Annotated in this window: 18 protein-coding genes; 5 read left to right on the top strand and 13 right to left on the bottom strand. The window is 45.4% G+C overall.

Annotated elements, in window-relative coordinates:
* Positions 1–10 precede the first annotated feature (10 nt).
* Both L5L94_RS02350 and L5L94_RS02345 read right to left on the bottom strand, forming a co-directional pair.
* A complete protein-coding gene (locus tag L5L94_RS02350) occupies positions 11–1,015 on the bottom strand; it encodes an isopenicillin N synthase family dioxygenase (RefSeq protein WP_113939536.1) in 1,005 nt (334 codons plus the stop codon).
* Between the two features lie 387 nt (positions 1,016–1,402).
* Positions 1,403–2,434, bottom strand: coding sequence for an isoaspartyl peptidase/L-asparaginase family protein (locus L5L94_RS02345; RefSeq protein ID WP_168824061.1), 1,032 nt, complete (start codon positions 2,432–2,434; stop codon positions 1,403–1,405).
* A gap of 120 nt (positions 2,435–2,554) precedes the next feature.
* Here L5L94_RS02345 and L5L94_RS02340 point away from each other — a divergent pair, with 120 nt between their 5' ends.
* Both L5L94_RS02340 and L5L94_RS02335 read left to right on the top strand, forming a co-directional pair.
* Complete coding sequence (locus L5L94_RS02340; protein WP_173245224.1) at positions 2,555–4,405, top strand: autotransporter assembly complex protein TamA; 1,851 nt, start codon at positions 2,555–2,557, stop codon at positions 4,403–4,405.
* Positions 4,402–8,382 (top strand): translocation/assembly module TamB domain-containing protein, encoded by a 3,981-nt coding sequence (locus L5L94_RS02335; protein ID WP_263160954.1) that lies wholly within the window; start codon positions 4,402–4,404, stop codon positions 8,380–8,382. The genes L5L94_RS02340 and L5L94_RS02335 overlap by 4 nt, the downstream gene beginning before the upstream one ends.
* Positions 8,383–8,573: 191 nt before the next feature.
* On the opposite strand, the gene rplY is transcribed toward L5L94_RS02335, so the two are convergent.
* A complete protein-coding gene (gene rplY, locus L5L94_RS02330) occupies positions 8,574–8,861 on the bottom strand; it encodes a 50S ribosomal protein L25 (RefSeq protein ID WP_028760163.1) in 288 nt (95 codons plus the stop codon).
* 303 nt (positions 8,862–9,164) lie between these two features.
* Between rplY and L5L94_RS02325 the strand changes: the two genes are divergently transcribed.
* Positions 9,165–9,596: a hypothetical protein gene (locus L5L94_RS02325; RefSeq protein WP_106650352.1), complete on the top strand. Its 432-nt coding sequence runs from the start codon at positions 9,165–9,167 to the stop codon at positions 9,594–9,596.
* Here the strand turns inward: L5L94_RS02325 and L5L94_RS02320 are convergent.
* The 10 genes from L5L94_RS02320 to L5L94_RS02275 all read right to left on the bottom strand — a co-directional run bounded on the left by L5L94_RS02320 (position 9,547) and on the right by L5L94_RS02275 (position 21,740).
* Positions 9,547–10,095, bottom strand: a complete 549-nt coding sequence (locus L5L94_RS02320) for a DUF882 domain-containing protein (RefSeq protein WP_028760165.1) — start codon at positions 10,093–10,095, stop codon at positions 9,547–9,549. The genes L5L94_RS02325 and L5L94_RS02320 overlap by 50 nt on opposite strands.
* A 154-nt stretch (positions 10,096–10,249) precedes the next feature.
* The gene (locus L5L94_RS02315; RefSeq protein WP_411568913.1) at positions 10,250–11,728 is read right to left on the bottom strand and encodes a L,D-transpeptidase family protein; all 1,479 of its coding nucleotides are present in this window, start codon (positions 11,726–11,728) and stop codon (positions 10,250–10,252) included.
* A gap of 324 nt (positions 11,729–12,052) precedes the next feature.
* Positions 12,053–14,236: a glucans biosynthesis glucosyltransferase MdoH gene (mdoH, locus tag L5L94_RS02310; RefSeq protein WP_105252289.1), complete on the bottom strand. Its 2,184-nt coding sequence runs from the start codon at positions 14,234–14,236 to the stop codon at positions 12,053–12,055.
* Positions 14,237–14,259: 23 nt separating this feature from the next.
* Complete coding sequence (locus tag L5L94_RS02305) at positions 14,260–15,888, bottom strand: glucan biosynthesis protein G (protein ID WP_049821716.1); 1,629 nt, start codon at positions 15,886–15,888, stop codon at positions 14,260–14,262.
* A gap of 490 nt (positions 15,889–16,378) precedes the next feature.
* Complete coding sequence (locus L5L94_RS02300) at positions 16,379–17,776, bottom strand: ATP-binding protein (protein ID WP_173245233.1); 1,398 nt, start codon at positions 17,774–17,776, stop codon at positions 16,379–16,381.
* A gap of 84 nt (positions 17,777–17,860) precedes the next feature.
* Entirely contained in the window at positions 17,861–18,520 is a 660-nt protein-coding gene (locus tag L5L94_RS02295) for a response regulator transcription factor (RefSeq protein ID WP_028760171.1), read from the bottom strand.
* A 20-nt stretch (positions 18,521–18,540) separates the two neighbouring features.
* Positions 18,541–19,449 carry an FAD:protein FMN transferase gene (locus L5L94_RS02290; protein WP_263160951.1) on the bottom strand — a complete coding sequence of 303 codons (909 nt, stop codon included), beginning with the start codon at positions 19,447–19,449 and terminating at the stop codon, positions 18,541–18,543.
* Between the two features lie 130 nt (positions 19,450–19,579).
* Positions 19,580–20,899 carry a DUF3570 domain-containing protein gene (locus L5L94_RS02285; RefSeq protein ID WP_173496597.1) on the bottom strand — a complete coding sequence of 440 codons (1,320 nt, stop codon included), beginning with the start codon at positions 20,897–20,899 and terminating at the stop codon, positions 19,580–19,582.
* Between the two features lie 151 nt (positions 20,900–21,050).
* Positions 21,051–21,269, bottom strand: a complete 219-nt coding sequence (locus tag L5L94_RS02280; protein WP_028760174.1) for a DUF4266 domain-containing protein — start codon at positions 21,267–21,269, stop codon at positions 21,051–21,053.
* A 3-nt stretch (positions 21,270–21,272) separates the two neighbouring features.
* Positions 21,273–21,740 carry a TlpA disulfide reductase family protein gene (locus tag L5L94_RS02275; protein WP_263160950.1) on the bottom strand — a complete coding sequence of 156 codons (468 nt, stop codon included), beginning with the start codon at positions 21,738–21,740 and terminating at the stop codon, positions 21,273–21,275.
* Positions 21,741–22,124: 384 nt separating this feature from the next.
* On the opposite strand from L5L94_RS02275, the gene hyaA reads away from it, so the two are divergent.
* Both hyaA and hyaB read left to right on the top strand, forming a co-directional pair.
* A complete protein-coding gene (hyaA, locus tag L5L94_RS02270) occupies positions 22,125–23,261 on the top strand; it encodes a nickel-dependent hydrogenase small subunit (protein WP_028760176.1) in 1,137 nt (378 codons plus the stop codon).
* A gap of 3 nt (positions 23,262–23,264) precedes the next feature.
* Positions 23,265–24,968, top strand: a complete 1,704-nt coding sequence (hyaB, locus tag L5L94_RS02265; RefSeq protein ID WP_028760177.1) for a nickel-dependent hydrogenase large subunit — start codon at positions 23,265–23,267, stop codon at positions 24,966–24,968.
* Positions 24,969–24,979 lie beyond the last annotated feature (11 nt).

The following is a 24,979-nucleotide window of genomic DNA, read 5'->3' as shown; positions in this document are numbered from 1 at the left end:
CTAATAACCATTAAATGGCATGAGCGAATGAGGCGTAATGTGCTTGAGCAACGTCGGGATGAGAGCGCAAACGCCCTTTTAATACGTTCTGGCCCACTTGGTGGAAAAGAGGATTTAATGGATCGCTTGCCGGTCCTTGAGCTTGGTTCGCCAGATGCTTTGGCAAAGGTAACAAAGGAACTGTCGCATTCAACTGCGCCGCCATAAAAAAGGCACACGAGTAGCGCTCGACCCCAGCAGGCGGGCTCGTCACCCTATGGTTGGTTGCCTTTAAATACCCATTAGAAGCCAACTCAAGTAATTCACCTATATTCACCACAAAGGCGTCTTCTAATGGCGGTATGCTTAACCAACCGTTGTCAGTCTGAACCTCTAAACCGGATTGCTTATCTTGCAGCACTAAGGTCAAATAGCCAGGATCTTTGTGTGCCCCTACACCTTGGCCTGAAGTCTGTCCATCCGCGCTGGGATAGCGAATAAGCTTCATATGCTGATAAGGACCCGCTTCGATCGTGGCATCAAAGGCGCTTTCTGGCTGCTCTAGCGCAACAGCTAAAGCCCTCAATAGTGTGACACTGGTATCGGCTAAATCCTGTTGCCATGCCAATAAAGTCGATTTCATCTGTGGTAATTGTGACGGCCATTGATTAGGCCCCTGTAGCTGCCACCATATAGGCACATCAGACTGCTGAGGATTAGCCACTTCTTCTTGCATGATATCAAACTGTTCCCGCAAGTCCGGTTTCCCTAAGGTCAATTCACCTTGCAAACGGGTATAACCGCGAAAATGCGGTGTATTAGCCATTTTCACCGCAAGTTTATCTACGACGGGCAGCGCAAAGAAATCTGCCGCTAACTGAAGTACTTGCTGCTGTCTAGCAAGCTCAATGCCGTGGCCGGTGAGATAGAAAAACCCTATTCTTCTGGCAGCATCGGCAAGCTTAGTAATAAAAGCGTTACGACGTTGTCCACCCGCATGCCAATCACTTAAATTCAATATCGGTAATTGTTCCATCAATGACTCCCATTTAATGCATTGTCTGAGCCGGATTCTATGCCTTTATGGGTCGATGGATAATGAATTAATAACTATTTGATATATTAAACAGTAATAATAGATCATTTAGATATATAGACATCTAGGCTTCTATACTGCTAGATTTGAATTTCAAAGGGTAAAACAGCGGTAATTATTAGGCCAACTCAAACCGCACCACTCAGATAAACATCATAAGCCATACTGCTTAATGATCTTTATCTGGTTATTTTTCAATATATTAGTACAATTAAGATATAAAAATAAAAGCGAGTCCACTTTTGCGGCACTCGCTTTTTAAGGTTTCGAAGTTTTAACGTTTCTAAGTCATGTCAGTTATAAACCTAGATGCTTCTACCAATGACATTATTGATCATGCCAAATTAGCACTTGGGCTGGCTCACCATTACTACGGGTAGCGCGGTACATACCTTCGGTATTAAATGGCGTAGCAATATTGCCACGCTGATCGACTGCAATCACACCACCTGAACCGCCAGCAGTGATAAGACGTTGATTAATAACTTCATCTGCAGCCTGAATGATGGATTTTTGCTGATATTTCACCTTGGCACAAATATCCCCCGCGACGAGGTAACGGATAAAGAATTCACCATGACCCGTTGCCGATACGGCACAAACACCGTTTTCAGCATAAGTGCCAGCACCGATGACAGGAGAGTCACCAATACGACCAAAGCGTTTTGCCGTCATACCACCGGTCGATGTACCTGCAGCTAAGTTACCCTTTTTATCTAAGGCGACAGCACCAACGGTACCAAATTTGTAATCGAGGTCCTTCATCTCAACATTAGCAACTTGTTCAGATTTAGCCGCAGCTTGCAGTTTTTGCCGTGCATCGAGTAATTGCTGATAACGCTCGTCAGTATCAAAATGATGATTTGGCACTAAAGTAAAACCTTGAGTCAGTGCAAATTCTTCTGCTCCTGCGCCCGAGAGCATCACGTGCTCAGATTTATTCATCACGGCCAAGGCTAAGTCAATTGGATTGGCAATATGACGCACTCCAGCGACAGCACCGGCATTCATCGTTTTGCCATCCATAATGGAGGCATCTAATTCATGTCCGCCGTCATAGGTGTAAACCGCGCCTATACCAGCATTAAACAGAGCACTATTTTCAAGGATATTAATTGCAGTTTGTACTGCCACTAAGCTGTCACCCCCCTCCTCTAAGACTTTTGAGCCTTTATCGACCGCTTCCTTTAACTTATCTTTGTAGGCTTGGCGTTGTTCAGGGGTGAGATTAGCTTTAGAAATCGTCCCTGCGCCGCCGTGGATCGCAATGGCGAACGGTTTATCATTGGCAAAGGTGTTATGTGACATAAAAAGTAGGCCCGAAATAATTAAACTAAAGGTGGCTAATTTTGTTTTCATTCTTTACATCCCCTTAAAAAGTAGCGTCCTTTGTAACCATTTCATCGTGTAATTTCAATCATCTCCTTGCCTGTTGGTTTTATTCTGGCGACAATGATGCCAAATCACAGGGACTATAAAGTGCAGCCATTTTTGCAAATCACCTCACATTACATTCGTCTTTGCTTGTTTCTGAGTCTGATTTCAGTCACATCAGTCGCGGCAGCAGATGATTTTATCAAATTATCTGTTACAGGCGTGAATGAAGCGCTTCGAAGCAACATAGTTGCTCACTTAGGCGCTTTACCTGAATCTGAGGTGCAGCGCCGTGCCTTTTTGTTTAATGTCGATGACAATATCAGCACCGCCTTAGAATCCATGGGCTACTATCACGGTGAAGTAGAAGAAAAGCTGATTGAGCATGACAAGGGACCGTGGGAATTAAAACTTGAAATCAGCCCCGGCGAGCCAACCATTGTTCAGTGGGTTGATATTAATTTTAGTGGTGAAATGCTTGATGACCGAGCTTTCGATCAATGGCTCGCAAAGGTCAACATTAAACCCGGCGATGTGTTAAATCACGGTGTTTACAGCGACGTAAAATCGCAACTCGTCACCTTAGCCTTGGCACGAGGTTACTTCGATGGCGAATTTACTGAATCACAAATTAAAGTTAACCGCGATATTAATACCGCGCAGGTAAGTTTGCATTTTGATTCAGGCAAACGTTACCGATTTGGCCAAGTCAGTTTCGATGGCCATAGCTTAGAACCCGATATATTAGAGGATCTTATCCCCTTTAAAGAAGGTGCTTCATACTCAACTCGCCGTGTAAGCGCCTTGAATCGTCAGTTATTAGATACTGGTTATTTCGCCAATATCAAAGTGATCCCGCAAATCGATAACGTCGAAGATAACCATATTCCAATGCGAGTCGAATTAACGCCTAAGGCAAGTCACGCAATTGAACTCGGTTTTGGTGGTGATATTGGCAAAACAGATCAAGCCTTTGATCCGAGGGTGCGCGTGACTTGGCGTACACCACAAATCAATAAATATGGGCATTCCCAAGAAACCAGTCTCGAATGGTCGCCCGATAGACCAAAGTTATTAACCACTTATACGATTCCGCTCACACATCCCTTAGACGATCAATTAAAGATCCGCCTCGGTTTGCTGCGGGACAAATACGGTGTGACTCAAGTATATGATGCCGAGAATCGTGATTTTAGTAACACAGGCCAGCTCGAGTCGACTAAGTACCTTCTGGGACTATTACGTCAGCAAAGACTAGAAAATCAATGGCTAATGAGTTATTCGTTGGAGGCTATACGCGAAGAATATACTCAGTCTGACGTCGATTATATGCCGTCGTTTTATCTGGCAGGAATTAACTTTTCTCGGACTAGCCGGGGAGATAACTCACTGGATCCTAAATCCGGATTTAGACAAATTTACAGCCTAGACTATGCCGATCCCTATTTAGGATCAGAAACCCGCCTAGCCCGCTTGCAAGCTAAATTTAAATGGATTGATACCTTCTTCGATAACCACAGAATCGTTGCTCGTATTGATTTAGCTGCCAACTTAGCTAACGAGAATGATCTTGCCTCTATCCCACCATCACTACGCTATTTTGCCGGTGGCGATCAGAGTGTGCGCGGCTATGGTTATCAAGAACTCGGCCCCTATTTAGACTATGTTGCTGACGATGGAAAAACCAATCGCGAGGTTATCGGTGGCCGCTATTTAATGGTTGGTAGTTTGGAATATCAATATTATGTGACCCCCACTTGGCGGGTCGGCACATTTATCGATGCGGGTAACGCCTTCGATAATAATCAATTTGAACCTGTCGTCTCTGTCGGTGGCGGTATCCATTGGATCTCCCCGATTGGTCCAATCAAATTAGATTTAGGGGTCGGATTGAAAGAAACTGAGACCATTGAAAGATCATGGCGAATTCACCTAACCATGGGGACAGATCTATGAGCCAGCCCCCAGAGCATAATAAGCCAAACGAACAAGATATCGTTGATAATCCCATCACTGAAGCCGAAGCCACTGAAACCGTAGTGACCTCTGTCACCCCATCGGTGTCATTCATTCAAAGACTGTGGCGGCAGTTCAAACTCTGGACTCGGATTATTATCTATGTGCCATTAGGGCTTTTAGTGTTAATCGCCCTATTACTCGGCACTGAATTTGGCTCGCGCATTACCGTGGGTTTAGCCGATCAATTTGTACCCGATCTTGAACTGACTTATACCTCTGGTTCCATTAACAAAGACTTAGCCCTATCTCACGCGGCTTGGTCTATGGCCGGAATGAACGTGCAACTTGAGGATCTGCATTTACTGTGGCAACCCGCCTGTTTGCTACAAAAACGCTTATGCGTGAATAGCTTATCTGCGGCCAAAGTCGATGTCACTATTGATACCCTAGCGCTTTCTGCAGACTCAAACGAAGCGCCAGTCGCGCCACTTGATGAAGAACCCAGTGAGCTCCTATTACCCTTTGATATTGTTTTAGATTCTGCTGAACTCAATGGCGTTAATATCCAAGTGGATGATATGCAATTTACCGCTAATCGTCTTAACGCAGAAGCACAATGGTTTACCGAAGGTTTGTCGGTTAAACAGCTATCCAGCGAAGGATTATTCATACTGATCCCTGCATCAACCGATGTAGCAACGCAAGCCAGCACGGCAGCGGTAACGAATGCAGCAGATCCCAGCACTGCCGCGGTAACAACACAGACACCATCGGCCAGTCCGTCGCTACCAAAAGAGGCTGAATGGGCTTTAGCGCAATTGCCACAAGTATTTATGCCTTTCCCTGTGACAGTCAATGCCCTAACGCTAGACAACACCACACTGCAAATCGGCGATCGTAAAGATGTTTTTAGCCATGCAGAACTACAAGGCAGTTTCCGTGAATACCAATTGACCTTAGACCATCTCGCCATCAGCCACACCGATGGCAGCGTCGATATCACAGGCAGCCTAACACTTGATAAAGATTATCCACTCGATTTAGAGGCAAATCTCACCCTTAACCAACTAGTCGAATTGCCAGATCTCACTCATCAAGTATTAACGTTAAAGCTGAGCCAAAGTTTAGGGCAACTTCAGGTGAATGCCGTCGCCAAGGGCGATGCCGACTTTACGCTAGATGGCCAAATAACACTGCAAGACCCTAACCTGCCCTACAAGGTGAGACTTGAACAGACACGGCTTCAGTGGCCACTGAAGAACCCTGAATACTCGGTAAGCGATGCCACGCTCGATAGCCAAGGCGACCTTAATCGGCAAGAGGCGAGTCTTACTGGCCAACTGATCACACCCTTTCACAAAGTACTCGACATAGACACTGACATCCAACATCAAGATGCTAAGTTAACCATCAATAACCTTGATGTAATGGGCGCGATTGGTAAGGTCAAACTCACAGGCGAACTCGATTATCAAAAAGCCATTAGCTGGAACGCCAATCTCTGGATCAATGACGTCAAATTACAAGAAATACAGCTGCCACAAACGGATACAGCGCAAAGTACAACGGGTTTACCGGACAGTTTGATTTCAGGAAAATTACGCACTAAAGGCTCATTTGCAGACCCCCGTTGGCAAGTATCCCTGAGCGATACTGAGCTCACTGGCACTTTGCAAGGTTATCCCTTCGACATTACAGGGGATATCAGTGTGAATGATTCCCTGTATGTCAGTGCTAAGGGGCTGAACGCCAAAGTACTAGGTTCAACTCTGGCACTCAAAGGCGAAGCCAATGCCAACTGGGATCTCCAAGGTGAATTACAAGTGCCCGACTTTGGCCTGTGGTTACCTAAGGCTAGCGGCCAACTACAGGCGCAGATCAATGTCACTGGTGACGAGAAACACCCCCAGGTCGAGCTTACAGCACAGCTGGCAGAACTTTACTATCAAAACATTAAACTGCAGGAATCTAATTTAAAGGCCTATTACAAACCGCTAGATCAACATGAGTTTGCTATCTCGCTAAAATCAAAAACCTTACAGATTGCAGAACAAAATTTAGATACAGTGACACTCGGGGCGAAAGGTACCATTAACGCTCAAAAACTCACACTCAACGCCACGGGCGATCTTGGGCTCGATGCAACGATGAGCAGCCAATACGATGTGAAGAAGTCACGACTACAGCTCGATGTTGATCGTTTAAATCTCAACACGCCCGTAGGCCTATGGCAGCTTGATAACACCATTAATCTGGCTTGGGACCAAATCAAGAATCAAGGCAGCATTACGCCCTTTTGCCTCATGAATCCCAATAGCCGTATCTGCCTAAACAGTAATACACCAATAGGTAAAAAAGGCAGTGCACAGGTGAGCTACTCAGGTAATCCAGGGCAATTACTTGTCCCAATATTACCAACAAATATGCGTTGGAATGGCCCTGCATCGCTATTAGCCAATGTTGCATGGGCTGCTGGCCGTAAGCCTACTGCCGATGTGAACTTTGATTTTGCTCCCGGCAGCATTATGCTAAAACGGGATAAAAATCGTGAAGTCACCATTAATTACCAAAACCTGTCATTAAAAGCGACCTTAGATGCAAAACGGCTGGCGACGGTTTTAGATTTTGAATCAGAAGGCGTGGCCAGTTGGCAGGGTGAGATTAACGTCAATGTCACACCCGATCGCACCCTGTCAGGTTATGCCAATATCAAGCAAATCAACTTGCAGCCACTTGGGGAGTTTTTCCCTCAATTAAATACAGTGCAAGGTTTGCTGACGAGTCAACTTAACTTTGCGGGTAGCCTAGATGCGCCTGAAGTATCGGGGAGCATGGCCTTAACTGAGGGCGCCTTAGCCCTAACAGCAAACCCAACATTAATCGACAAAATTGACATGTCGATGTCATTTGCGGGTCAACAAGCGCAGCTTAAGGGACGCTGGATGATGGGCAATGGTTTAGGCAGAGTGAATGGTCAACTGCAATGGCCCCAAGGTCAATTTAGTGGCGAGTTAGCCCTCGAAGGCGATAAGCTCGCCGTGATCCAACCGCCACTGGCTATTCTCGATGTCTCCCCCGATATCAACTTAACCTTCAACAGTAAGCAACTGGCAGTAAAAGGAAAAATAGCTGTGCCTTCGGGCAACATTAAAATTGTGCCATTAGCGGAAGGCGGTGTCGCAGCCTCCGAAGACGTGGTATTTGACGATTCCATTGCCGCCACTCAGCCTAAAACTAGCCCCTACGCCATCGTTGCAGATCTGAATATCAGTGTGGGGAACGAACTCAGAATTGATGGTATGGGCCTCAAAGGTAAACTCCAAGGGACCTTAAAGCTACAGCAGCAAGCTTTCCGTCCTCCTTTGCTCTTCGGTAATATCAAAGTCAATCAAGGTAGCTACAAGTTTATGGGCCAAACCCTAAAAATCCGCACTGGTGAAGTGCAATTTGTGGGGCCAACGTCATTACCAAACCTGAATATTGAAGCAATACGGGAAATTAAGACTGAAGACTTAGTGGCAGGTGTACGCGTCACAGGCACGCCATCACGCCCAGTAGTGACCTTATTCTCCAATCCCGCCAAAGAGCAGGCCGAAATCTTGTCTTACATTATCAAAGGCAGTGGCTTTAACAGCGCCAACAATGAGCAAAATAACTCGCTGATGATGGGCGCGGCACTCGGTTTAGGTTCACAAGTGGGCGGCGGCGCAATTAACAACCTAGGGAATACCGCGACAGGACTCATTGAAGAGTTTGGTTTCTCTAACGTGCAACTCGACACTAATGATGAAGGGCGTGTGGCGATCAGTGGCTTTATCGGCGATAACTTAATGGTGAAATACGGAGTAGGTGTATTTAACCCTGGTTACGAAATGACAGTCAGGTATTACTTGCTCTCACAACTCTATCTAGAAACCGTGTCAGGCACTTTAGGCCAATCACTTGATATCTATTACAACTTCAATATCAAGTAACCATATGAATACCAAGATATTGACACTACAAAATTAGCATCCAATCACTCTAACCAAACAATCTCAAAATACGGGTTACAGTATGTTGAGGTTGTTTGGGTAAAGCCTAAGTGTCTACCCATAAATACAAACAACTAAAAATTAGTCACAAAAAAAGCGCCCTTAGGCGCTTTTTGCTTCAGTTACGACAATTAAGCGTAAACGAAGTCAACATGTTCAATGATTGGCTTGAACACGTGGCGTTGCATAGCTTGTGCACGAACACCCACTTCTTTACCATCAACAACGATAGTCAGAGTAGAAGTGTAGAAGTCAGCATTAGCTTGAATGTTAATGATATCTTTGTGATCAAAAACAATAGAAACTGGCTCTTTGCCTTGGCCATAAATAACAGCAGGTACTTTACCAGCATGGCGTAGGCGGCGGCTCGAACCTTTCCCTATTTCAGTGCGGGTTTGTGCTTGGATAGTGTAAGACATGTGTTTCTCACTTAAATTTAGAGTAAAAAGTTGCCGGCATTTTCGACCAATGACGGCTCATATAAAGCGCGCGAATACTAACATAGATACCCAAGGCACACAAGAATACCGCAAGCCCTCTATTTATCGGCTTCAGCGTTAGCAAAACAGACCGCTATTTATCAAATTGAGGAACTTGTATCTTGGCTGTTACGGCAGAGAAAAGGCTTTGATCTCAAACAAAAAACACGAGATCTAGATCACACTGGGAAATTGAGAAGCCTGTTAAGCTCGGGCAAATTTCGATAACTGCTGTGTCAAAAAATGCGTCATGCGCTATACCAGTTACAACAAGAAAATAGACTTTCATGCCAACTGGCCCGTGAACTCGTCTCTCTTATCGAAACCGTTCCTTATCAGCAAAATACCCTCGAATTAAAATTCTTAGAATTGCTTGCCTGTACCCAACAAAAAAACCGCAGCTTGATCTTACTTATGCAAATTATTGAGTCCGTCGATATTGAGTCGCAGAGGCAAAGACAATATCAATTTTCACAACGTCTCAGCCTATTGATCTGTGATTGGCAACAACATAGAGAAATGAACAAACTCAATCAACAATTTATCCCGCTGCTCAGACATTACTTGATCGAATCGCAAGCCTTGGAACAAGATTTTTATCAGCAGATCCAACAACAGATCATTGCTACCAGTGCCTTACCGGACCACAATCGACGTGCACAAAGCCAGAATTAGGATAATAACCCACACCACCGAGTTTCAGGGATAAAGCCGCTTCTCTGAGGGTTTTTAGTTTAACGCTAGGGATCGCTATGTCCATCGCCATGCCGCGCATGTGATAACTCTTCTTAGCAACTCCGCCACTGTGGCTCACGAGCATGGCATTGGTTTTTGGTGAACGGTAACCGGAAATCACATGGATTTCATCATTGGTATTCAAGGTTGTTTTGAGTGAGTGGAGTAAATCAAATAAGCGCTTATCCATAGGCGCTGCCACATTCTGACGATGATCCCGCAGCAAATGATTAAAATTGTCTAACACCTTGCTCTGATAATGACCATCTACCCAATAACTACCGTCATCACGCTCGCCAGTATGACGATTAAACAAACTTAACTCGCGGATCCCTTTGGTTGAACGGCTGGCAACCGCTTTTGAGGGAATAAAGGAACATAATGCCACACCACTAAGGCCTAACAATAACTGCCTACGGGCAGGACATATTAAAGTCACATGATCACCTTTTGTATGCTTTTTGGTCACTAGTAAGGCAAATTATACTGAATAAGCCCTAAGATCAAGTTTTGCCAACCCCATTCTGAGTAGGATTTCAAAATGCCAAGCGAGTTGAGATGCTTATCTTGCTCAACTTTACAGCACAAAAACGTTAATGTTGTTCCAAAACCGTGGCAGGCACAGCATTCGTCAGCTCAGGTTCCAAATCATAAATGTCGCGACGGTATTGCTCCTGCCCACTATCGTCTAACCATGCAGTCCAGTAAACCAGATGCACGGGCAACTTTTCGGAAAGTGAAAACCACTGAGGTTCAGTAATACCAGGGGCTAACTTGTCCCATAAACGTTTGTCTTTTACTAAATGCTCTTTAAACCACTGGGCTAATTCAGTGGCTTTTTCAATACGAATACACCCAGATGATAGTGCCCTATCGTCCTTTTTAAAGAGACTTGGCTCAGAAGTTCCATGTAAATAGACACTGAAACTGTTATCAAAGTGAAACTTATATTTACCTAATGCATTCTTCGCCCCAGGGCGTTGTACAAGCTGATAGGGAAACGAAGCGCTGGCTAAGGCCTGCCATTCCTCTGGCATGCGTTGTACCCGTTGACCGTTATAATCGTACACATCAAATTGACGTTCATTAAGATAATGACCATTTCGCTGAATTTGCGGCAGAATGTCCCGCCGTAAAATGCTGCTAGGCACTCGCCAACTAGGGTTAAGCACCACGCTAGAAATCTGACTGTCCAAAATCGGTGTTTGCCGAGAAGATTTACCCACAATGACCTTGGAACTTAACACTGGCGTACCATTATCGACCAACGTCATCTCAAAAGCGGGCACATTAATCAGCAAATAACTCGGCTCTAATTTACGTTCAAACACTCTTTGTCGAATAGTGTTTTTAGCTAATAGTACCGCCCTCGCCCTTGGCGATTGGTTCACCCAAAATAAGGTCTGCTTACCTATCACCCCGTCCTGTTTTAGCCCATGCTTTTGCTGAAAGCGCTTAATGCCAATCATAAGTTCTTCGGTATAAACTTGATTCACTCTAGGCTCAGTGGCTAAGTCTCCCAATATCCACATACGCTTTGCTATGGTATCAACGATCTGATGACTCATTCCTAAGGTTAACTTTTCATCTAGCACTAAAGTTTCCCATGGTTCAATTGTGTCCAATTGCACTAAATGGGCGATTTGCTTAAGCACCCTTTGATATTGGGGATCCACTGGAATAACGGATGAAACCGTCCCTGGGGCTCCAGCGTTGTTACATTCAGCGGATGTCATCACATAATGCCAGTAACCGGTAACATCAGCTTGGATTCGTACTAAATCAGCAGTAGATAAGGTATTAGGAGAAAGTGTTAAGTCACGATAATGCTGGCCAAATACTGGATTAACGCCGGCGAGATCCAATAGCAACACCTCTGGCACTAAGGCCGCAAGCGGCAGCACAGCAGTAAGATCTTCAGCTTTACCCTCAAGATTTGGCTGCGCAGCAATACTCGAATTTGATGTCAGGGATTGAGCGCCATCAGCTGCACTTACCTTTGGCACTAAAATTATTGGAATACAGAAAAAAAGACTGAGTAATAGTTGCGCTAGATAACGCCTCGTCGGCATCGGGTTAATCTGCAATGCTTTCAAGTTCGCGATGTGGAACTCCTGCTCTATCAATTCGAGTTCTCTCACGTTTAGCGTTACACGCATGGATGGGGGCAAATAGCGAATGATCTTTTTCAATATCATAAATACTCCCTTAGCTATTTTTAAGGTCACCTGAGAGCCAGCGGTTATATCAGTTAACAACACTGTTATATGACTATTCCATGGAGATCAATTAATTACTAGGGGTTAACTCCAGATAATGAAAAGAAAAATGCCACTGAGGTCGTCAGTGGCATTGATATCAAACAAACTCGCATAAATATGCTGAGCAAGTGCTCGTTAGCAAAAAGACACGAGATCTTCTTCGACAAATTGCTCTGGTAATTTCTGTAGGCTACGTAACATCAAAGGATTTGCCAACACCATCGCCATTTCTTGACGATTGAGTAAAGCTAATGCGCTCTGTTGACAACGAGCTTCATGCACCTTCACATGCACTATGGCTTCCATCGCTTCAATTGGTGTACCCGCAGCACGCAAAGGCTGTTTATCCACCATGGCTAAATGCAATTCCATCAACGCAGGGTCTTTAAGTACCTGTGCTAACGTCCAAGGCTCAGCAATGTGTCTTTGGTAAGCGGCGCGCGCTTCTTGCGCTTGCAGACAAATTTGCGCAGGGTTACGTTCTTCTGGTGTTGCAAGAATACCAGCACGCTTGAACACTTCGCCAATTTTAACTGAACCTGTCCATGCCGAAATAGGCACAGCAATCCACAGACCGATCAACGCCGGACTCATCCAAGCTAACAAAGTCAAAGAATCCAAAATAGCCGCATAACCTAACATCACACCTGCCAGCATATGCCAGCGGTGACGATAGATTAACGTCATCCAAGGCATACTGCCGTCATCACGACGTTGCGGCGACCAACCACTGTCCCGCCCCATCAGAATTGACATCACAGCACCACAATGGATAAACATCATGATAGGTGCAATCAGCGCTGAAAGTATGACCTCAAAGATCACACTGAATATCGCTTTAATTCGACCACCAACACTGCGAGCAAACTCACCGTCTTTAAGCAGCAACAAGACCCCGAATACTTTAGGGCCAAACAAAACCCCCATAGTAATGTAGAACAATCTTAATGCCCTATCCGAGTCCATGATGGGCCAAGTCGGGAACAGTGAAAATTGATCGGTGAAATATTCAGGTCGAATAAAGTGTGCCTGCAAAGCCAACATCAAACCGGTCAAAATCAACATCAACCAGAAAGGAGATGACAAATAAGCCATGATACCCGTCAGTAAATGTAAACGGCTTACCCAGTGCAAACCTTTAGTCGGCAAAATACGCGAATGCTGCAAGTTACCTTGGCACCAGCGGCGATCACGCACGGCTAAGTCGATAATCGACGGTGGACATTCTTCGTATGAACCCGGTAAGTCATAGGCAATGACCACACTCCAGCCAGCACGGCGGATCAGCGCAGCTTCAACAAAGTCATGGCTCATGATATGACCACCAAAAGGTGGCTTACCCTTAAGGTTGGGTAATCCAGCCGCGGTCATAAAGGCTTCGGTGCGGATAATGGCGTTGTGGCCCCAGAAGTTACCTTCTTTTTGTACCCACCAGCCTAAACCGGTACCAATTACGGGACCATAAATGCGCGCTGCAAATTGCTGTAAACGGGCCATTAAAGTGGTGCCATTGATCAACGACGGAATCGTTTGGATCAAACCCGCATCAGGATCGGCCTGCATGCGCTGAGCTAAGCCAGTGATGGTTGAAGACTCCATCAAACTGTCGGCATCAAGCACTAACAAGTGATCATAACGCGACCCCCAACGACGGCAAAAATCGGCTACGTTACCCGCTTTACGGGCGACGTTTTTACGACGGCGACGGTAATACACCCGCGAATGCTTATGGGTTTCTTGACGTAGCACCAGAAATGCCTGCTCTTCGAGTAAAGCAATATCGGGATCGGTAGTATCACTTAAGATAAACCAATCAAAAGCATGACCATGACCCGTTTGCGACAAGGTTTCAGCCATCACTGAAACCGCCGAGAATACCCTATCAGGAGATTCATTATAGGTCGGCATCAAAATCGCGGTGCGCGTATGCAGTTCAGTCACTTGCAAATCTTTTGCCCGCGGTTTTCGCAGTAAAATTAAAAAACCTGCAATACCGCTACAAAACGCCAAAGCAATCCAGCAGAAGTTAACCGCAAACAGCACTAGCACTAAATATTCCAGAGGAGTAATTCCGCCAATGCTAAATACCGCCCCCATTTCATAGATAGCAAACAAAGATAATAATAAAGCCCCACCCACCACAAACACACGACGGTAGGTACGCGAGCGTACCCCATCAGCCACAGTGCTACGGCGAGGGAATCCCTCTGGCATCTTACTTAAATTTTGGGGTTCCATAGCGCCAGGCCGTTCATTTGGCATAGCACTACCACCCACGAGGACTTCCGTCTCGAGTACCGAGTTATCGGATACAGTCATATCATGTTGCTCCGTCATGAACCTTACAGCGTCCAGCGATAGAGCCAGGTTTCAACCTGACGAGGAGTTGGGAACTTAAGTTCAGCGCGCAGTTCGATAAGATCTTTATCTTCTGGCTCTAATTCAAAAGCTAAGCGATAGCCATTTTTAGCGGCATTACGGGCAATCACCACATTTGTGACCACACCACCAGAAGCTTCAACTTTAGCGACTGGCATTTCATCTGTCATCGGACCTTCAACTTGATAGTCGACCACAAATAAACGTCTTGGAGTCGCCTTAGCAATATCGGCACGACCACTGGCAGAGCGAGAAATATGTACGGCACCGACTTTCGCAGCAGGTTCTTCACCCCAACTCATGCGATAGGCAAAATGAAATTCACCGCCAGCAGGAATAGGCTGACGTGGTTTCCAATAACTAACAATGTTGTCATGAATTTCAGACTCTGTCGGAATTTCAGTCAACACCACTGAACCTTGCCCCCAATTACCCACAGGCTCAATCCATAGGCTTGGGCGACGTTCGTAATGGGCTTCTAAATCTTGATATGACGCATAGTCACGCTCACGTTGGATCAGACCAAATCCCTGAGGCGAATTGTCAGAAAACGCACTGACTTGTAACTGACGTGGATTAGCTAATGGGCGCCATAAATGCTCACCACGACCATTTAACATCAATAAACCATCAGAATCATGTACTTCAGGTCTAAAATCATCGGTGTCGTGACGACCATTGAGTGAATGTAAGAACATGCTAGTGCTTGGTGCTAAACCGACTTTGCTCAGCTCAACACGAGGAAACAGTGTCGCTTCTACATCAATCAAGGTGTTATCACCGGGACGGACAGAGAAAGTATAGGCACCTGCTACGCTTGGGCTATCTAACAAGGCATGCACAACAATCAAGTTGCTGTCATTGTGTGGACGCTCAACCCAGAAGGCGCGAAATATCGGGAATTCTTCCCCTTCAGCGTCAGCCGTTTTTAACGCCAAACCACGGGAAGATAAGCCATAGGCGTTACCTTTACCTAAAGCGCGGAAATAACTCGCACCTTGGAATACCATAAGCTCGTCAAATACACCATTCGTATTCAATTGGTTATGAATACGAAATCCTGAGTAGCCAATGTCATCATTCGGCAGCGCTTGAGTAATCACTTCACCCGCAGTGAAATATTTAGGCTCATAAGCTAAGTGCGTTGCATTCTGACCTTCTACAATCGCAATCTCGATCAGATCTTGAAAATAGAAACCACGGTGGAACATTTGCATTTGAAATGGCACGCCCTGATCACGCCAAATAGACGCAGTCGGGTTAAAACGAATATCTCTGTACTCATCGTATGACAGTTTAGCAAGGCCAGCTGGCAAAGGATCTTTGAGGGTCACATAAGGTTTCGCTGCCAAACGTTTTGCAATCTTCACGACAGTTTCGCTATCAAAAGCGCCTGTCTTAGTGAATCTGATTTGATTTTTTGTACTGGGCTGAGAAATCACTTTCGGTGGAGTAACCACAGGAACTGCCTCGGCGGGTTTTGTCTCTTCAGCGTACGCGACACCAGACAGGGCGACTACAGCGCCTAGCGTCAGTGAACATATGAGTGACGAATAAGGTTTGGACGATGGGCAACGCAACAAGCTAACCATAGATAGGTAACCTAAAAAATAAACTAAGAAATCAATGTTTTTTATGTATACAGTGAATTTTTTTCACTCTGATTTAGGGATGAAAAAAAACAGTTGCTTACATATCGCGAAAGATATCAGAAGGAGAAAAAAACTCATAAATAAAGATGCAGTTAACCCCTTCTACACAATACTATTTGAGAATAAGCTTATACCAAAAATGAATATTAAAATAACATTATCATGCTTATTTCTGTTTTCAAAGTTACAAAAACAAATTAAGTGATCCAAATGCTACATTATTGAAAGTAAAATGAGCCTTTTTACGCCTCAACTAAGTGTTGATGATCTTAGATGAAATATCACAATAAGCGAATCAATCCGTTGGTAAGCCTAAGGATTAACACTAAGACAGCAGGAAAATTCAAAATTTTACCCGCTTAAATGTATCAAAACAACTGAGCTGATGTCACTTAAACTGCGGATCTATTTTAACATTTCATTGCCTGAACTATTTTGGCAAAAAAAGTGTCACAGATAATCCACCTTGATCCCTAGGCGCAATCACTAAACGACCTTGGTGCAATTCTATGATGTGATAGCAGATAGACAAACCTAATCCCGCGCCTATGCCTTCATTTTCATTCACACGATAAAAACGTTCTGTCGCATTGGCAATCTGCGGCTCTGTCATGCCTTGGCCTCGATCCGCGACACAAATACAGATTTCATCATCCAAAGCATGGGCCGACACTGAAATTTCCGATTCCTGTGGACTGTATTTACAGGCATTTTCGATAATATTCTTCAGTACAAGTAGCAAATAAAAACGATCACAGGTCACCGTTAGATTGGATGCGATATCGATATTCCATTCATAATCTGTGATTTGTGGCATTAATTGATTAAGCGCATCTTCGACCATAGGCAAAATGGCGTGGGATGACACATTAAGCTCATTAATCGAGTCCACCCTTGCTAATACGAGTAATTGTTCAACGGTATGACTCATGTGCACTACGCCAGCATCTATCGCAGCTAAATGGAATTTCTGCTGCGGATCATCATCAATCAGACTCTCTAAGCCATGTTGATGTAATTTAATCACAGATAATGGCGTTTTAAGCTCATGGGCCGCATCGGCGCTAAAACGACGCTCACGGGCGATAAATCGCGCGATACTATTGATATATAAGTTCAATGCGCGCCGAACAGGGACTAATTCTTTAGGCAATGACATAGTCAACGGGGTCAAATCGTTGGGCGCACGTCCAATTAATTCTCTTTCAAAGGTTTTTAATGGCCGAAACAAGAGATAAAACAAGAAGCTAACAATAATTAATGTTAAAGGCACTACCATTAAAGGCACGATCACGGCGTTATGCATGATTTGCGATACGAGCTCTTGGCGTACTTCATCCTGTTGAGCAGTGACAATCCAAACATGATTTTTAACCGAAAAAAAACTGAACACATGCCAGAGTTCTCCTTCGAACACTTTCTTATGATAACCCTGTACGAATCGACTGATAGGTTGATGACCAATATTATCCGATAAAACTAAGGCTTCACCCGCCTCACTCCAGATTTGAAACGCCAATTTATGCTCATAGGCCAGTTTCAGCGCATCGGCCTTTTCGGCAAAGGAACTGATTTGGCTATCGGGAACGTGGAGCACTTGGGGTATGACGAGATCCTGAGCTGTTGCATTGGGCTCAGTATGATAGAACAACTCCAACATTTTAGCGGTTTGGAGCATTTGCGCATCGAAGAGTTCTTCGATTTGATGCTTAGAATCCCGAGTACTCAACCAGCTAGATACAGCGACGGATACTGAAATACCTGACAAAATTAATAATGTCAGTACCAAACGCAGTGAATACACATCTAGCCCCTTTAATCGAATCACTTCTTTTTCCTAACGACTATGCTTCAAGTCATCACTGCATTATCAGTACCCACAAACGTGGAGCTTGTCACTTAACTCTTCAAATTAATTTATTTCAATCAAGGTATAGCCAATTCCACGCACGGTTTTGATTAATTCATTGGCAAGTTTTTTGCGCAGATGGTGGATATGCACTTCTATTGAATTACTGCCGACCTCATCCCAGCCATAGGTTAACTGTTCTAACTGGCTGCGGGTCAATACACGCCCTGCCGACTGAGCGAGTTCGAGCAGTAATTGAAATTCACGCCGTGAAAGCAGCACATTTTGATCGCGAAAGGTCACTTCACGGGTATTTAAATCGATACACAAAGCACCAATAATCAAACTGTTGTGATCGAGCCCATACTGACGCCTGACGATAGCACGAATGCGCGCGGCTAATTCACGCACATCAAAAGGTTTACCGAGATAATCATCGGCGCCCATGTCTAAACATTCGAGCTTAGTGTCAAAATCCGTATTAGCGGTCAGAACTATTGTGGGAATTGACACTCCCTGCTGGCGCCAAGCTTTAAGCAACTCTTTACCATTACCGTCAGGCAATCCCAGATCGAGCACTATGGCACTGAAGCTTTCATTTTTAACCCCCAGCAAGGCTTGCTGATAACTATTAAGGTGATCAACTTGCATGCCCAGCTTTGCCAAACTCAAGCAAATCCCTTGGGCTAATAACTCATTGTCTTCAACCAACATAATACGCATTCAATGTCCTTAACTGAGCCCTAACGGAAAATACTGAACTTAACACCTTGTTGCTGTAAAAAATCTTCCGCGTCTCGCCCCTGCAGCATAGCCATAGTGGCGAGCATACCTGCAGTCACGCAGTTTGGCCCTAACACAGTCACAGAGCGCGGCGCATGGATAACGGGATAGCCAGTGCGTGGGTCAACAATATGGCCGTAACGCTTTCCATCGACTTCAAAAAAGCGCCGCGTATCGCCACTGGTCGCTAATGCACCCTGACTAATCGCCAGTACACTCGCAGCGTGGTCAAGGTGTCGTGGATCTTCAATTCCCACTTGCCATGGCGTCACTTTAGACACGGGACAAGCGATATCACCGCCAAAATTCACTAACACTGGAATGTCTGGATAACATTCGGCTAACTCATAGGCGACTCTGTCGACCGCATATTCCTTAGCAACGCCACCAAAATCCAATTTCATACCTGTTGGCATCTCAATATGACGCGAATCAAACTCGATACGCTCAAACCCCACTAAGGCTTTCGCGGCAAGTATGCGGCCATGTTCGGGCAATTGGGCTTTGGGATCAAAGCGCCACAGTTCCATTAACGGCCCTGCAGAAATATCAAAGAGTCCATCACTGAGCTGAAAACATTGTTTAGCAAAAGCCAATAACTGCCAAGTTTCTTCATCGATAAGCTGCTTATGACCATTGGCATGGTTTAATTGCCACAGACAATTCTGCGCGATAAAGCGACTGTACTTATGTTCGATACGCAGCGCCTCAGTGACAGCCATATCCAACATATCGTCTGCAATATCAAATTGATCGCACCCAATGAGTATTTCACAGGGACTCGCCATGGCCCTAAATTCCCCCACATAACCCCAATCACGGCGTTGCAACGAATAAGGCGCGGTCTTTAGGGACGATGTCGACATCATAAATCACCTCTTCACATGGCATCCCACTGGGATTCCGATTGAATAAGTTCAGGGGTAAATTGAGTATGGGTAGCTAAGCTACCCATACAGTTTAACGCCTTGCTATCTGAGCCAGTAGCATTATTTCGTATTAAAAAGAATAACTAAACTGTGCTGTAATTGCCTTCTGAGTCGGAAACAGATCGAAGTTTTGCAGCTCTCCAGGAATTGTAGCGCCGTTATTTTTCGGATCCTGTTGGTAATACTCTAAGCGATACGACATTTCATGACCGCCCGATAATCTATGGCCAAATTTAACCCCAATCGTATAAGCCGACATATCACCGATACGATAATCGGCACTGGCAAACTCTGGCAGTGGCGTATCAGCCATCAAGAAAGGTTGATAGAAGTTAGCCGCAGTTTGTTGGTAATAGCGCAGATGTAATTGACCATAGAAATTGCCGGTAAAGTAATACCGATAATGGGTTTCTAAGGTATGCGATGTGAGGTCCCAGTCATCGGTATTATAACGATAGGAAAAATCCACCACACCCGCATCTAATGCGCCTTTGGTCATCACGTAAAAACTGTGCTTCAAGCGCGAATCGGGGCGGCTCTCATACAATAAATCCTGAGTAATGCCGTTGTTATCCACCACACTGAGCACCTTGTAGGGATCAGTTAAATAGCCATTCACACTCGACAAGCCGTAATTGGCCTGCAACAACCAGCGCTGACTAAGCACTTGGGTGATACCTAACATCACATCCGCGGTCTGCTTATTATCACTGCCACCTTGACGAGTCGCATCGAATGCGCTGCGATAAGCTTCCTCACTGGTGAAGTTATCGCGAATGACCATCGAAGATAAATCCACCGGACGACCGCCAACGGGGTCAACCACATCGAAACTATAAGCCGTACCTAAAAATAAAGTGGTGTTGTCTTTATTAAACCCTCGCTCAATTCCGGCATTGATGCCCATTGACATATAATCAAACTCTTTCGAGCCATATGCGCCAACATTGAGTTTCCAATCTGGTGTTAGCACTTCACTCCAACCGACATTGGCTTGTACGCGAGTATCGTGAAAGGTGTCATCTAACGGCGTTTCCCCCGCTGAAACATGATATTGACCATTACCAGATGGTCGAGTAAAAGTTTGGCTGGTACTTTGGGCCACGGCGCCCGATGCTGAAGGACCCGTTAGACTGTCAACCACGAGTTTGAGATCCAGCACACTGTCATCGCCAAAGGCTTTTTGCGCTGTGCCTATGGCTTCGATGGCTTGTACTCTATCTTGCTCACCGTAATACATTAACGCAGCATCGATCTTCCAGTCGTCAGCTTTTTTAGATAATTCAGTCGCATGGCCACTTGTTGCAAACAGTCCACAACTGGCTAATGCGAGAGCACCCGCTATCTGCTTCGATTGTCTTGTATTTATTGGGTTCTTTTTTTGGGTCATAACTGACAACACCTGTAGGTCACTTCAATCTATTCAATACCGCGGGATTTCGCCCCAGATTTTAGAACATCTGCTCGTCACATTTGTTTTAGTACATCTGTGCGTTACATCTATTCGTTACATCTAAGGGCAAATAACACCAACGGAGAGTTTAGTTACAGCCACATCCGCCACCGGCAAATGCACGACCGCCGCTACTGCCTTCTTTACTAAAATAAATATGATCATCGAGTGCAAGATCGAGCTTTTCACTGTCGAGCGCCATATCGCTGCGGGCCAACTGGCCTTTCTCCCACGGCTGCACTCCTAAACTTGAACATCCACTCAAACCTATGATGAGCGTTACTGCGACTAATGCGGGTTTAAGCATAAATTACTCCTTCAGTAAATTGACGAGCTCTTGCTCGTATTCAGCGGTTTTATCGGCATAAAAGCCAACATGATGCTGTACTAACTGACCTTGTCGATTGAACATAAAACTGCTCGGCATGCCCAGCAAATCGAAACTGCGCGCGACATCACCTTCTGGATTGAAACGCACTGAAAAATTGGCAGGGACTTGTTTTAAGAATTCCTGGGCTAACTCGTTATCTGTATCTAGGTTGATTGCCACGACAGCTAATCCCTGATCTTGATACTTTTTTTGTATTTCATTCATCCAAGGAAACGATTTACGACAAGGGCCACACCAGGATGCCCAAAAATCGACATAGACGACTTTGCCTTTAAACCCACTCAGGGAAACGGCTTGGTTTTGCGCATTAAACACTTGATAGTCCAGCGATGGCGCGGCTTGTACGTCTGCGGCCAATAAACTGAGTAACAATAATATTTTCTTCATAGCATATTCCGCATTAACGATTACGTTCGAATCTATTAACTGAATCTTAAGGTTTTCTTAAACAAGCTTATATAAGTTTAATTAACCTGCTCGCCCAGACTCACCACGCGAATGAACCATAGTCATCTGCATGGCCTTAATCACATGAGTGCTGATTAAGTGACCGATTTCATCCAAAATGTCAAATGTGAGACATTTTGTCCCATTAGAAAAAGTGAAATTAGATCTGTGTCATGTTAATTAAATGTCAAAATCAGTTCAGTCACATCTCTTAAAAATTCTTGATATACATCAATAATCTTTACACTCCAACGGCCTAAACTGACACTGTCAATTATGTAAACCCTTACCAATTTACATTTAAATAACAAAAAAGGTTGACCCATGGACACACATGCAGCCCTATATGAACAGGGAAAGGCGCGCTTAGATGCGTTACGCCAATTCGCTCCCCGTCAACAACAATCGCTGATTGAAAAAATGCAACAGCACGGCATTAGTCGCCGTGATTTTATGAAGTGGAGTGCCATGGTGACGAGCATGCTCGCATTACCCCTCCCCTTTAGTAACTTAGTGGCCGAAGCTGCCGAATTAGCCGATCGTGTACCCTTAATCTGGTTACATATGGCCGAATGTACTGGCTGCTCCGAATCTTTAATTCGTACCGATACCCCCAATCTAGACTCACTGATTTTCGATCATATTTCCTTGGAATATCACGAAACCTTAATGGCTGCAGCGGGTTGGCAAGCCGAAGAAAACCTCGAACATGCACTCGAAACCTACAAGGGCCGCTATTTACTGGCCGTTGAAGGGGCGATTCCGACTGCAAATAACGGCAGTTTCTTAACTGTGGGTTGTAAAGGCCACACAGGGTTAGAAATCATCAAGCATGCTGCAGAAGGCGCCGCCGCGATTATCTCTGTCGGCACTTGTGCGGCGTTTGGTGGGGTGCAAGCCGCTTATCCAAACCCAACGGGGGCTAAAGGCGTGCATGAAGTGGTCAGTAAACCCGTGATTAACTTAGGCGGTTGCCCACCGAGTGAAAAGAACATAGTCGGCACTTTGATGTACTTCATCATGTTCGGAAAATTACCTGCGCTGGATATGTTTAATAGACCTAAATGGGCTTACGGCGCACGGGTACACGATAACTGTGAACGCCGCGGCCGCTTCGATGCCGGTGAGTTTGTTGAAGAATTTGGCGATCACGGTGCGAAAGAAGGCTACTGCCTTTATAAAGTCGGTTGTAAAGGCCCTTACACCTACAACAACTGCCCAACCGAGCGCTTTAACCATCACACTAGCTGGCCAGTACTCGCTGGACACGGTTGTATGGGTTGCTCAGAACCTAACTTCTGGGACGATATGGCTGACTTTGAAAAACCCCTTGGCCGTCAACTCCTCCATGGATTGGATGCGACCGCAGATACTATTGGTGCGGTGATTTTAGGCGCGACAGTGGTGGGCATTGGAGCCCATGCCGTTGCCAGTATTTTTGCCAAACCGCTGGAGGAATAACCCATGAGCAAGCGCGTTGTTATCGACCCTATCACACGTATCGAGGGTCACTTACGTATCGAAGTCGAAGTTGATGAAAATAACGTCATCAACAAGGCTTGGTCATCCTCCACACTTTGGCGCGGTATTGAAGTCATTCTCAAAGGCCGCACGCCTATGGATGTTGGCCTTATTGTGCAACGTATCTGTGGCGTATGTACCTATTCCCACTACCGCTGCGGTACTGAAGCGGTTGAAAATGCGTTAGGAATTCAAATTCCATTGAACGCGAGATACTTACGTTCATTAATGCAAACCTCTTTATACATGCACGACCATATTGTGCATTTCTACCATCTACACGGCTTAGATTGGGTTGATGTGGTTTCTGCACTGAGCGCCGATCCTGCTAAAGCGGCACAAGTTGCCCTGAAATACACAGACCATCCCATAGCGGCGGGGGAAGGTGATTTAAAAGCGGTACAAGAAAGAGTTAAAGGCTTTGTCGAAACGGGAAAATTAGGTCCATTTGCCAACGCTTATTGGGGCAACGGCACCTATAAATTTACCCCAGAGCAAAACCTTATCGCGCTATCTCACTACCTTAAAGCGCTTGAAGTACAACGTGTTGCAGCAGAAATGCTAGCCATTTTTGGTGGCAAATCACCACATCCACAATCCGTTGTTGTCGGTGGTGTGACTTCGGTGCGCGACATGCTCAGCCCTGCTCGCCTGCAGGAATGGAAGCAAAAACATGCGACAGTAACTGACTTTATTCTGCGTGCCTATCAAGCAGATATCGTGATGGCGGCCGAAGCCTTTGGTACTGAACCTAGCGTGTTGGGCGGCGTAAACGTGAAAAACTTCATGGCGACCGATGACTTTGTGTTAGCCAATGGCGAATACATGTTTAATCAAGGCGTGATCATGAATGGCGACCTTGCCGGCGTCAGTGATGTGAATCCAGATCTGATTGCCGAAGACGTCAGCCACGCTTGGTATAGCGCCGATGCACCACAACATCCCTATGACGGTACAACGATTCCTAATTACACGGGTTTTGTTGAACGCGATACCGTCTACGGCAAATTGCCAACACTGGATGGTGATGGCAAATACTCATGGGTGAAATCTCCCCGTTATCAAGGTGAACCTGTCGAAGTGGGTCCACTCGCTTGCCTATTGGTAAGTTATGCCCGCGGTAACAAGGTGGTCGTGGATTCGGTTAATGGCCTGCTCGCTCGCACAGGTCTACCCGTAGCGGCTCTATTTACCACTTTAGGTCGCACTGCGGCCCGTATGTTGCAGACAGTCATCGTCGCCCAAGAAGGGTTAAAAACCTTTGATGCGCTGCTGACGAATATCCAGTCCGATGAATCTACCTATGTAAAACCCAATATTGATCCAAATAAAGAGTATGTAGGTCACGCCATGATCGAGGCGCCACGCGGCATGTTAAGCCACTGGATCCGCATTAAAAATGGAGTGATTGAGAACTATCAAGCCGTGGTACCGACGACCTGGAACGCAGGTCCTGTGGATGCCAACGGAAAAATGGGTCCCTATGAAGCCTCTTTAATTGGGTTGAAACTGGAAGATCCTACTAAGCCCCTTGAGGTGATACGTATTATTCACTCATTTGACCCTTGCATGGCGTGTTCTGTACACGTAATGGATTTCAAAGGCCAAGCATTGAGCGAGTTCCGTGTCAGTCCCAATGGTCAATAATCGAGGGAGGG

The organism is Shewanella sp. SM21 (assembly GCF_025654335.1).
In the GTDB taxonomy this organism is placed as follows: domain Bacteria; phylum Pseudomonadota; class Gammaproteobacteria; order Enterobacterales; family Shewanellaceae; genus Shewanella; species Shewanella oncorhynchi.
This window is presented reverse-complemented; position numbering and strand designations above follow the sequence as displayed.

Coding starts and splice junctions, on each gene's coding strand:
- L5L94_RS02315 (WP_411568913.1), bottom strand. CDS start 11,728: ATGCCGACGAGGCGTTATCTAGCGCAACTATTACTCAGTCTTTTTTTC.
- L5L94_RS02335 (WP_263160954.1), top strand. CDS start 4,402: ATGAGCCAGCCCCCAGAGCATAATAAGCCAAACGAACAAGATATCGTT.
- L5L94_RS02280 (WP_028760174.1), bottom strand. CDS start 21,269: ATGCTTAAACCCGCATTAGTCGCAGTAACGCTCATCATAGGTTTGAGT.
- rplY (WP_028760163.1), bottom strand. CDS start 8,861: ATGTCTTACACTATCCAAGCACAAACCCGCACTGAAATAGGGAAAGGT.
- L5L94_RS02285 (WP_173496597.1), bottom strand. CDS start 20,899: ATGACCCAAAAAAAGAACCCAATAAATACAAGACAATCGAAGCAGATA.
- L5L94_RS02345 (WP_168824061.1), bottom strand. CDS start 2,434: ATGAAAACAAAATTAGCCACCTTTAGTTTAATTATTTCGGGCCTACTT.
- L5L94_RS02350 (WP_113939536.1), bottom strand. CDS start 1,015: ATGGAACAATTACCGATATTGAATTTAAGTGATTGGCATGCGGGTGGA.
- hyaB (WP_028760177.1), top strand. CDS start 23,265: ATGAGCAAGCGCGTTGTTATCGACCCTATCACACGTATCGAGGGTCAC.
- L5L94_RS02295 (WP_028760171.1), bottom strand. CDS start 18,520: ATGCGTATTATGTTGGTTGAAGACAATGAGTTATTAGCCCAAGGGATT.
- L5L94_RS02325 (WP_106650352.1), top strand. CDS start 9,165: ATGCGTCATGCGCTATACCAGTTACAACAAGAAAATAGACTTTCATGC.
- L5L94_RS02305 (WP_049821716.1), bottom strand. CDS start 15,888: ATGGTTAGCTTGTTGCGTTGCCCATCGTCCAAACCTTATTCGTCACTC.
- mdoH (WP_105252289.1), bottom strand. CDS start 14,236: ATGACTGTATCCGATAACTCGGTACTCGAGACGGAAGTCCTCGTGGGT.
- hyaA (WP_028760176.1), top strand. CDS start 22,125: ATGGACACACATGCAGCCCTATATGAACAGGGAAAGGCGCGCTTAGAT.
- L5L94_RS02275 (WP_263160950.1), bottom strand. CDS start 21,740: ATGAAGAAAATATTATTGTTACTCAGTTTATTGGCCGCAGACGTACAA.
- L5L94_RS02290 (WP_263160951.1), bottom strand. CDS start 19,449: ATGATGTCGACATCGTCCCTAAAGACCGCGCCTTATTCGTTGCAACGC.